This window comes from Nesterenkonia sp. AN1 (assembly GCF_000582475.1).
Taxonomy (GTDB): Bacteria; Actinomycetota; Actinomycetes; order Actinomycetales; family Micrococcaceae; genus Nesterenkonia; species Nesterenkonia aurantiaca.
This window is the reverse complement of record NZ_JEMO01000026.1, coordinates 1-1,480: the sequence shown is the minus strand read 5'-3', so window position 1 is coordinate 1,480 and position 1,480 is coordinate 1. Positions and strand designations below refer to the sequence as shown.

The 1,480-nt window shown below is 65.8% G+C and carries 1 protein-coding gene; it reads right to left on the bottom strand.

The window, feature by feature from the left end; all coding sequences use genetic code 11:
* Nucleotides 1–191 precede the first annotated feature (191 nt).
* The gene (locus BG28_RS13450) at nt 192–1,241 is read right to left on the bottom strand and encodes an IS481 family transposase (protein WP_036477973.1); all 1,050 of its coding nucleotides are present in this window, start codon (nt 1,239–1,241) and stop codon (nt 192–194) included.
* Nucleotides 1,242–1,480: the final 239 nt, after the last annotated feature.

Below are 1,480 nucleotides of genomic sequence, written 5' to 3'. Positions count from 1 at the left end.
CTGCTCGCCCGGGGATCTAAGCCAGAGAAGCGCCGTCCAGTGTGGGACGCACCCACGACCCTCTGAGCAACCTCAAGGTCTAACTCTTCTGATCTGGCGGGATGACGCGTCAAGCGTCGTCCCGCTTTTTCATGCCAGGCGTCGCTTTGGGTGTACTTCAGAGCCACACCTTGCCTGTCAGACTGTGATCACTAGGTGTAAGAGGGCGTGACGTTATTGACACCGGCCGGGACCAGTGAGGCCGGAGGCATCTCACCACAGGCAGTATGAGGACGATGATAATTATAATGATTCACCCAGACCGCCAGGGCGTGCCGGCGTGCCTGCTCTGAGGCGTAGATCCGGGTGTAGAGCACCTCATCGACCATGAGTCGGTTGTAGCGCTCGACCTTGCCGTTATGCCGCGGCGTGTAGGGCCGGATCCGCTGATGTTTGCTGGCCAGCGCCTCGACCGTCCGGGTGAAGTCCTTCGCCCGATAATTGGCCCCATTATCGGTGACCACTCGGTCCAGCCGGGTGATCCCGTGAGCGGTGAAGAACGCCCGCGCCCGAGCGAAGAAGCTGATCGTGGTCCTCGCCGTCTCGTCTTCGAGGGCCTCGGTGTAGGCCAGCCGGGAGTACCCATCGACTGCGGAGTGGAGATAGGTGTACCCGACCCGTGCTCCGGGTCCGCGCTTAGATCTCAACGCCGCACCGGTGCCGCGGCCGTGGGCCCACCAGCCGCCACCGTCGGGGATCTGGCCGACCTTCTTCACATCCAGATGCACCATGTGACCGGGCCAGTAGGCGTGGATCCTGCGTGACTGGCGTCGTTGGTCCTCACCTTCGGGGGTGAGGTCCCTCAGGCGGGAGATCCCCAGCCGGTGCAGCCACCGGCCCACGGTGCGCAGCGCGATCACCACCGGGGCGTGCCACCGGCCGTGGGCGTTCTCGTCGTCGCAGCCGCCGCTGCTCAGGTGGTGCCAGATCCGCCGGGCCGACCAGTTGCGTTGCCGGCGCAGGTCCTCGATGCGAGCGATGACTTCCGCCGGGGTCTGGCCGGGGCTGTTCCTCGGGCGAGAGGGCTGATCGATCAGTCCTTCCTCGCCTTCGGCGAGGTAGCGGGTGACCCAGGTGGTCACGGTGGGGCGTGAGACCCGGAACTCAGCAGCGACGTGGGCTTTGGGGATCCCGTCGCTCAGGTGGCGGGTGACCATGCGGAGTCGCCCGGTGGGGGTCAGTGGTGCGTTAGCGTGGATCATGGGCGGGCTCTTCTCCTGCGGATGGGTGGTGTCGTAACTTCCATCCTGTGGCGGGGAGCCCGTTCCTCATCTCATCGACGCACCCGTGGCAAGAACCTCATGCCCCACAACACCCTAGGGACGCCTCCGCGCGCGGGGCCGCGCGGACCCTCGCACCACGACGGCCGGCGCCGATAGGGTGAGGACCATGGCCCCCCGCGATCCACTCCAGCCTCGAGCCACTTCAACCTCAGCACCAA

Bases quoted from the DNA above. Each gene is read 5' to 3' on its own strand.
- BG28_RS13450 (WP_036477973.1), bottom strand. From the start codon at position 1,241: ATGATCCACGCTAACGCACCACTGACCCCCACCGGGCGACTCCGCATG.